The sequence below is a fragment of the Microcystis sp. M_QC_C_20170808_M9Col genome (assembly GCF_007095495.1).
GTDB classification, from domain to species: domain Bacteria; phylum Cyanobacteriota; class Cyanobacteriia; order Cyanobacteriales; family Microcystaceae; genus Microcystis; species Microcystis aeruginosa.
In genome coordinates, this window is the sequence record NZ_SFBZ01000087.1 from 1 (window position 1) to 8,243 (window position 8,243).

The window sequence follows — 8,243 nt, forward strand, 5'->3', positions numbered from 1 at the left end:
ATTAACCTGTTTGTGCCTTAAGTCCTTCCCTGTATGGATTTCAGCTACTTTTGAGCGTAGGCGCTCTCATCGAATTTTATTTTAAGTTAATTATTTGCATAACAATTCCCGAAGAGCCTAAAATATAATTATTTTTTATATCGAAAGATATGGGTGTGAATATCATATATCCAGGAGATTTTTCTGAACGTAATTCAATCTTTTTTATTTCATTATTATTTTCAATAACAATCTTAATAGATAGAGTTTCCCTGTCCGTTGCTGGTTCACAAAATCCCAATGTATTTGTTTGATCTTCATCTTTTCCTATTTTTCTTAAAAACCCTTCAAAATAAACTTTTGTGCTAGAGTCATTTGATGCTAATTTTTCTGATTGATAGATCAATTCAACTACTCGATTACAATTATCTCCTTCCAAAGCTCGAATAGGAAAAGAAGCCTCATTCTGAGTATATCCATGACTAACCGTCGATAAAAAAAACGTCATAAATATTGCATTGCTCAAAATAGTTTTGTTCATATCATCTCAAGACAAATGTTTTTTCCTATTGATTAAGATAATATTTGAAGTTTTTTATCTAAGTGTTAATAATGACTGGTTGTGGTAATTGTAACACAGACAGACACCAAAGACAACTACTATAAAATAACTTTACATTTCTTTTATCACTTTTGGAAAATGCTATCCTTGTAGATAAGACAAAAGAACTAAAAATCTCCATTGATGCCAATTGGATAATTTAAGCGCATCTTATGATAGTCTAAATCTTTTCTTAAAGATGGTAGTAGGAAAGAGCGATCGAGAATGATTAAGGATAAAAATCAGCAAACCTATAAAGACCCTAGTATTGTCGGTTATTATGCCCAATTAACCGCGCTACAGCCAGCAGAAAAGACAATTTTAACCCTGCTGCAAGAGCATTTATCAACCATGAAAATGCTTGATTTAGGGGTAGGTGCGGGACGAACTACGAAGTATTTTGCCCCTCTCGTGGGAGAATATATCGGTGTTGATTATTCTGGGGAAATGATCGCCGCTTGTCGTCAAAAATTCCCCCATTTAGTCTGGCAAGTGGCTGATGCCAGAAATCTAGAACAATTTGCGGATAATTATTTTGACTTTATTCTCTTTAGTTTTAATGGCATTGATTATATTTCCCATGCTGACCGTTTCCTAGTTTTAGAGGAAATTAGCCGCATCGGTAAAACTGGCGGTTATTTTTGCTTTTCTAGTCATAATCTTCAGGGAATTATCCCAGAATTCGATTGGAAAAAAAAGATTAGTTTCAATCCTTTTAGTAGCTATGTCAATTTAGTCATCTGGGCGATTTTGCGTGCCTGTAATCCCTCTCTTAGCTATGAACAGTTATTGACTGCTGACTATGCAATTATTCGGGATGAACCCCATAATTTTCGTCTCCAAAATTATTACGCCACCCCCAAAGAACAATTAAGACAGTTAAGGTCTTACTTTCAAGAGATTAAAATTTATTCTTGGAAAACCGGTCAGGAAATTAAAAGCGAACAAGAGTTAAATACTAATCTTGATCATTGGCTTTATTATCTCTGTGTTCTTCCCTAATAAGTAGCTAGACACAATTAATTATACATATCTAACTACCTCTTGCCTCTTGCCTGTTGCCTCTTGCCTATCCTAACCAAGAAGTTAATTTTGTCCCATTACTTATTATCCTGCTTTTTTGGGGGATATTGAAGTAATGCTTGGGCAAGATAATGACCGGTGTAGGATTTTTCACATTTAGCCACGGTTTCCGGTGTTCCCACCGCGATTAATTCTCCTCCCTTGTCCCCTCCTTCCGGTCCCAAATCAATAATCCAATCGCTACAGCGAATCACGTCGAGATTATGTTCGATGACGATAATCGAATTACCTTTATCGACCAATCTTTGTAACACATCTAAGAGATGATGCACATCATAAAAAGATAATCCCGTAGTCGGTTCATCGATCAAATATAGGGTTTTTCCCGTGGCCCGTCGGGATAATTCGGCCGCTAATTTCACCCTTTGCGCTTCTCCACCGGATAAAGTGGGCGCACTTTGACCGAGTTTACAGTATCCTAAACCCACATCCACGAGAGTTTGTAATCTGGTGGTGGCCCGGGGGACATTTTCAAAGACCTTTAATGCTTCCTCGATCGTCATATCTAAGACATCGGCGATCGAATAACCTTTATACTTAACCTGTAGGGTTTCCCGATTGTAACGCGCCCCTTTACACACATCACACTGCACATAGACATCGGGGAGAAAATTCATCTCGATGACGTTTACCCCTTGGCCTAGGCAAGCTTCACAGCGTCCTCCTTTAACATTAAAAGAAAACTGCCCCGCTTTGTAACCTCTAGCTTTTGCTTCGATGGTTTCGGTGAAAATCTCGCGAATAATGTCAAAAACCCCCGTATAGGTGGCAGGATTTGACCGAGGAGTGCGTCCTATCGGTGATTGGTCAATGACAATTACTTTATCAACCGCGTCCAATCCTGCCACTTTATCTAACTCTTTGGGGAAGGGAGTTAAACGGGTTAAATGATGTTGTAAAGCCGGATATAATAACTCATTAATTAAGGTGGATTTGCCCGAACCAGATACTCCCGTAATCGAGACTAATTTTCCTAAAGGAATCGTTACATCAATATTTCTTAGGTTATTTTGATGGCAATTTTTTAAGACTAAAGCATTACCATTCCCTTCCCTTCTTTGGGGAGGAGTTTCAATAACTTTGCGGCCCGATAAGTAGGCCCCTGTTATCGATTTTTTGGACTTTAAAAGGGTTTTAAAACTGCCTTGACAGATGATTTCTCCGCCATGAATCCCCGCTTTCGGACCGATATCGACCACATAATCGGCTGCCCGAATCGTTTCTTCATCGTGTTCGACGACAATTAAAGTATTACCTAAATCTCGCAATCTTTGCAGTGTTTCTAACAGTTTACTATTATCTCTTTGGTGTAATCCGATGCTAGGTTCATCAAGGACGTATAATACTCCTGTTAATCCCGAACCGATTTGAGTGGCTAATCGAATTCGTTGGGATTCTCCCCCGGATAAAGTCATCGCCGGTCGATCGAGGGTAAGATAATCTAATCCCACATCGATTAAAAATTGTAGTCTCGCTTTGATTTCTTTGAGGGCTAATTCCCCAATTAATGCTTGTCTTGGGGTTAAATGACAATCATTAATTCTCTGCAAACAATCCCGAATGGTAACTCCGGTAAAATCCGTGATCGTATATTGTCCTAAACGTACCGATAAAGCTTCCGGTTTTAATCTTTTTCCGTGACAAACTTCGCAGGTTTGGTTAACAATATATTTCTCTAGTCTTTGTTTAATAACTTCCGAGGTGGTTTCTTGATAATTCCTATCTAAGATATTGATAACTCCCGCAAATTCTCGATAGTAACCGCGACCAGTATCATAACGGTAATCATCTTCAAAATAGATCGGTTCTTTACTCCCATAGAGAATGATATCTTGCTGGGTTTTTGTTAGTTTCTGCCAAGGGGTTTGAATTTCAAAACCTAAAGCTTGCCCTAAACCGTAGAGGAGAGAAAGATAGTAGGAGTTATCCTTATCGGACCAGGGGGCAATAGCAGAATATACCGGTTGTTTCGGGTCTGGAATGACTAAATCTGCCGAAAATTTCCGTAAACTGCCCAATCCGTGACAGTTGGGACAAGCACCATAGGGAGAATTAAAAGAGAATAAACGGGGGGATAATTCCTCCATAACTGCCCCGTGTTCGGGACAGGCAAATTTCTCGGAAAAGACAATTTCTTTGGTAACTTCGGGATTATCTTCGTTATTCTCATCGAGAATTTCCACAATCGCTACACCATCGGAATGCTTTAAACAAGTGGTTAAAGAATCTACTAATCTTTCCTGTAAACCCTCTTTTTTGATCAGGCGATCAATAACAATTTCAAGATCATGAAGATGTTTTTTATCTAACTCGATGCCCTCGGATAATTCTACTACCTTGCCGTCAATCCGCACCCGGGCAAAGCCTTGGGAGGCCAAACTAGAGATTAATTGCTTATGAGTGCCTTTTTTGCCGCGAATTACCGGGGCTAAGATTTGAAAACGGGTTTTCTCGGCTAATTCCATCACTCGATCGCACATTTGATCGATGGTTTGGGGGGCAATATTGCGATCGCAATGGGGACAATGGGGTTCACCTGCACGACCGAACAATAAACGCAAGTAATCGTAAATTTCCGTTACAGTTCCCACACTAGAACGGGGATTGTGGGAAGTGGATTTTTGGTCAATGGAAATAGCCGGACTTAAACCCTCGATCGCATCCACATCGGGTTTATCTAATTGTCCCAAAAATTGGCGCGCGTAGGCGCTGAGGGACTCCACATAGCGGCGCTGTCCCTCCGCAAAAATAGTGTCGAAAGCGAGGGAAGATTTGCCCGATCCCGAAACTCCCGTAAAAACGATCAACTGATTGCGGGGTAATTCGAGATCAACATTTTTGAGATTGTGTTGTCGGGCGCCACGGATACGGATTGAGTCAGTTTGAGCCATCGGACGGTGCCAAGTAGTCCTTAACAATCATAGCCTTGACGAATGGGTTTCAGCTACTAGAAAACGAGTCTTCTATCATATCAGAAGATTCTCGGGGATAAACCGCCCTTTCGAGAAACTCGCGCATATCTCGTTCGGCCGCAGGGCAACAGCTATGACTCGCTTCTTCTTCTAAATGGGCTAAAACTGGGCAATTAATCCGATAATCTGGTTCTTTTGACCGTTCTAGCCGCAATTCGTACACTTGTTTTTCCAGTTGTTCGATGCGGTCCACCAAGGCGCGAATAGCCACCGCTTCCGAGTCGGGTAAATCACCGTGTTCGAGGGGTTCCACCCGCGTCCCGGCCCGATAGATTAAACGACCGGGTACACCAACGACGGTACAATCGGCGGGAATATCGCGCAGGACCACAGAACCAGCGCCGACGCGAACGTTATTACCCAGATAAATATTACCTAAAACCTTGGACCCGGCACCGACGACCACATTTTCCCCTAGAGTCGGGTGACGTTTACCGCTTTCTTTCCCCGTCCCTCCTAAAGTAACTCCCTGATAGATGAGGGCATAATCACCGATAATGGCGGTTTCTCCGATGACAACTCCCATGCCATGGTCGATAAAAACACCCTGACCTATTTGGGCACCGGGGTGAATTTCGATACCGGTGAAAAAACGGGCAAGATGGGAAATTAAACGGGGAATAAAGGGAATCCCGACCTGATATAGCCAATGGGCGAAGCGATGGCACAGTAAAGCCTGTAATCCGGGATAACAAAACAGTACCTCTAACCAGTTGCGGGCAGCGGGGTCACGTTCAAAAATGATCTTGAAATCGGCTAGGAAAGTAGATAACACGAGTCTTGATTCCATATTGATCGAGCTTATACTAAACCATGTTATCACTCCGGTAAATGAGCCGTTCAACTTAATCACATCCCGTAAAATGGGAGCGCCTCCGACCAATGGGGGCGTTTTCCCGTTTGCCAATCCAAATAGGCTAAATCGAGGATATCGGGGGCATTTATGCCTAAACAACTGGGTGTGGCTAATCTTTGATAGGAAATAGTTAAGTTTTCTAAAGTCTGCTGCCATTGTTCCGGAGTCATCAGGCTATCAGCTAAATAAACCCGATTACCCCGATAGATGCCCACATACAATTGTCCCCTAGTTGCGGGCATTTCTAGGGCTAGATAGGTATCGAGGGGGTAAAAATCCCGTTGTAACCAAGCAAAGGCCGCTAAACTGGAGACGGTAAAAATCGGTAGCTGTAATTGTTGTGCTAGGGTTCTACCGGTGACTATACCGATGCGGGTACTGGTAAAGCTACCCGGCCCCTTAGCGGTGGCTAGAAAGGCTAAATCTGCCCATTTTTGCGGGGCTAGGAACTGTTTTAGATAGGGGTGGAATAGGTTCGATAAATCCCTGTCTAAGTCCCAAGTTTGTTGACGGCTATCATCCCTGAAATTAGAGAGGGCCAGTCCTAGTTGGGGACTGCTGGTATGTAAGGCTAATCCGTAAACAGGGGAAGACAAGTCAATCTTTCTGTATTAGTAAGTTTTTATGGGTCGCCTGGGATTCGAACCCAAGACCAATCGGTTAAAAGCCGAGTGCTCTACCGCTGAGCTAGCGACCCGTTTCGTGTTCTGCACACGATTTATTAATATAACATCTTATCTGGGCTAAGTCAAGGGGTAATTTAAATTTGATTGACTCGCATTTCCACGATCGCCTCGCGGCTACTCTGGGGTTCTAGGTAGGTCAAATGTTCGCCTGTGTTGAGGGCGTTGCGGGGGGCGCTCCAGGGTTCGAGACAGATATAATTTTTATCTTTCAGGGTCCAAAAAACTATAGTTGTATAGAGATCGTCGTAACCGAGGATAATTTGACGCTGATGATAGGAATCACTAAAACTACTTTGATGGCGCGTAATTTGCGGAAAAGCGGCATCAATTTCTTCGAGATTAAAGTCAAAGTTGCCGGAGTAGGAATGGAGGGTCTTCGTTCGTTGGTCGAGGTATTGGGAGGAGGGAATATCAAAGGATAATCGGGTTTTATCGGTGACTTGAAAATAGGGATGGAACCCGATAGAAAAGGGCATTCTTTCGGGAGAAAGATTAATCACTTTTTGGTGAATTTTGAGGCTGTTTCCTTGCAGTTGATAGGTAAAGATTAATTGAAAATCAAAGGGATAGACTTGACGAGTGGCCGGATTACTGTTTAATTCTAGGGTTAAACTAGCGGCGGTTTCGCTGCTTTGTTTGCTCACTTGCCAGGGTAAATCACGAGCAAATCCGTGTTGTTTGAGGGTGTAGTTTCGGCCTTGGTGTTGATAGCTATTATCGGGTAAGTTGCCGCAGATAGGGAATAAAATCGGGACTCCTCCCCGGACGCTGAGGTTAGGATCTTTAAATCTTTCTCTGTCCAGATATAAAATATCTTCTCCGCAAATTTGCCAACGGGTGATGATTCCTCCTCTAGCGGGAACCACTTCCAGATAAGCGTCAGCTTCTTCATCCTTGAGACAATAGGTAAGATATTGATTTTGGTTTTGAGTGATCGTAAAAGTCATATCAGTTATCAGTTATCAGTTATCAGTTATCAGTTATCAGTTATCAGTTATCAGTTATCAGTTATCAGTTATCAGTTATCGGTACAGCTGACTAAAAAGCTGATTGCTAACATAGAACGTAGGTTGGGTTGAAGCATGAAACCCAACACCCGCTCATGTTACGCTACCACTAACCCATCCTAACAAATAATTGTGCCTCCCTACTTAGCTTAACCAATGAGGTTTTAGATTCGGCCCTTGTGAATAAGCTGGGATAGCCTAGCTTGAGATGAAAATTTGGGTAAGAAAATAGGCAATGGCGGCACTACCAACGGGTACAGTGAGATTATCTATACCCAGTTTCGAGAAAGTTTCTAGAATAGTGGCTCCGATCGCTGTTAATAAAGATACTAAAATAATTGGCGGATTAATGCCATTAATAAAAGATAAAATAATCAAGCTGACTAAAAAGCTAATTACTAACATAGTCAGGGAACCTTCCAGACTTTTGCCACTGCCGAAAATTTTGTAGGGATGTTGACCGAAATTTTGTCCGACTAGGGCCGCTAATCCGTCTCCCAAAGCCATAATTAAAATACCCATTGCCGCATATTCGGGGTGAGAAATTGGCCAAAAATAAGCCACGAGAACACCGATACTAACAGCATAAAAAAAAGTTCCCCAACTGCGGCGACCGACACTATTAAGACTGGGTAAAATGGGGAAAAAATAGGATAGGATAGCGATAGTTGCCGCTAGGATCGCCGCGATTATTCCCACCCAAGCGGGGATATTTAACCACCAGGCAAAAAGGATGACGTTTCCTGTGCCAATGTGGACAACTTTGCGGGTAATTTCGCCATCGGTACTGAAAAGACTTTTTAATTTTTCAGCGATCAGAATCAGAACAGCTAGGTAACAGGCGACTAAACCGATCGAAAATAGGAGAGAGTGGGATAGTTCCACGTGGCAAAAGCGAAAATTGACTATCTATTTAGTTTAGGTGATCGAGGTGACATTGTTGACATCCTCACCGCCGTAAACGGACGGTGATTCCCAAACCTCACGATTTAGGTTTCTGCTTGGGGTCCCGAAGGATTTTTCGCACCTGCCTTAACAGATTTACTCTGTTCTGGTCTT

Annotated in this window: 7 protein-coding genes and 1 tRNA gene; 1 reads left to right on the forward strand and 7 read right to left on the reverse strand. The window is 42.4% G+C overall.

What is annotated here, in order from left to right; genetic code table 11:
- Positions 1-76: 76 nt before the first annotated feature.
- On the reverse strand, positions 77-520 hold the full coding sequence (locus EWV68_RS05560) for a hypothetical protein (protein WP_287169115.1): 444 nt from the start codon (positions 518-520) through the stop codon (positions 77-79).
- 285 nt (positions 521-805) lie between these two features.
- Between EWV68_RS05560 and EWV68_RS05565 the strand changes: the two genes are divergently transcribed.
- Positions 806-1,582 (forward strand): class I SAM-dependent methyltransferase, encoded by a 777-nt coding sequence (locus EWV68_RS05565; RefSeq protein WP_287169116.1) that lies wholly within the window; start codon positions 806-808, stop codon positions 1,580-1,582.
- A 98-nt stretch (positions 1,583-1,680) separates the two neighbouring features.
- Here the strand turns inward: EWV68_RS05565 and uvrA are convergent, their stop codons facing one another.
- From uvrA to EWV68_RS05595, 6 genes are all read right to left on the reverse strand, one after another.
- Positions 1,681-4,554 (reverse strand): excinuclease ABC subunit UvrA, encoded by a 2,874-nt coding sequence (uvrA, locus tag EWV68_RS05570; protein ID WP_061432508.1) that lies wholly within the window; start codon positions 4,552-4,554, stop codon positions 1,681-1,683.
- Between the two features lie 49 nt (positions 4,555-4,603).
- Positions 4,604-5,425, reverse strand: coding sequence for a serine O-acetyltransferase (gene cysE, locus EWV68_RS05575; protein ID WP_061432507.1), 822 nt, complete (start codon positions 5,423-5,425; stop codon positions 4,604-4,606).
- 59 nt (positions 5,426-5,484) lie between these two features.
- Positions 5,485-6,087: a tRNA (adenosine(37)-N6)-threonylcarbamoyltransferase complex dimerization subunit type 1 TsaB gene (gene tsaB, locus EWV68_RS05580; RefSeq protein ID WP_061432506.1), complete on the reverse strand. Its 603-nt coding sequence runs from the start codon at positions 6,085-6,087 to the stop codon at positions 5,485-5,487.
- Between the two features lie 29 nt (positions 6,088-6,116).
- A tRNA-Lys gene (locus EWV68_RS05585) sits at positions 6,117-6,188 on the reverse strand.
- A gap of 63 nt (positions 6,189-6,251) precedes the next feature.
- Entirely contained in the window at positions 6,252-7,124 is an 873-nt protein-coding gene (locus EWV68_RS05590) for an aldose epimerase family protein (RefSeq protein WP_287169117.1), read from the reverse strand.
- Positions 7,125-7,382: 258 nt separating this feature from the next.
- Positions 7,383-8,069: a diacylglycerol/polyprenol kinase family protein gene (locus EWV68_RS05595; RefSeq protein WP_012266299.1), complete on the reverse strand. Its 687-nt coding sequence runs from the start codon at positions 8,067-8,069 to the stop codon at positions 7,383-7,385.
- Between the last annotated feature and the right edge of the window lie 174 nt (positions 8,070-8,243).

Bases quoted from the DNA above. Each gene is read 5' to 3' on its own strand.
- EWV68_RS05560 (WP_287169115.1), bottom strand. From the start codon at position 520: ATGAACAAAACTATTTTGAGCAATGCAATATTTATGACGTTTTTTTTA.
- EWV68_RS05565 (WP_287169116.1), top strand. From the start codon at position 806: ATGATTAAGGATAAAAATCAGCAAACCTATAAAGACCCTAGTATTGTC.
- uvrA (WP_061432508.1), bottom strand. From the start codon at position 4,554: ATGGCTCAAACTGACTCAATCCGTATCCGTGGCGCCCGACAACACAAT.
- cysE (WP_061432507.1), bottom strand. From the start codon at position 5,425: ATGGAATCAAGACTCGTGTTATCTACTTTCCTAGCCGATTTCAAGATC.
- EWV68_RS05590 (WP_287169117.1), bottom strand. From the start codon at position 7,124: ATGACTTTTACGATCACTCAAAACCAAAATCAATATCTTACCTATTGT.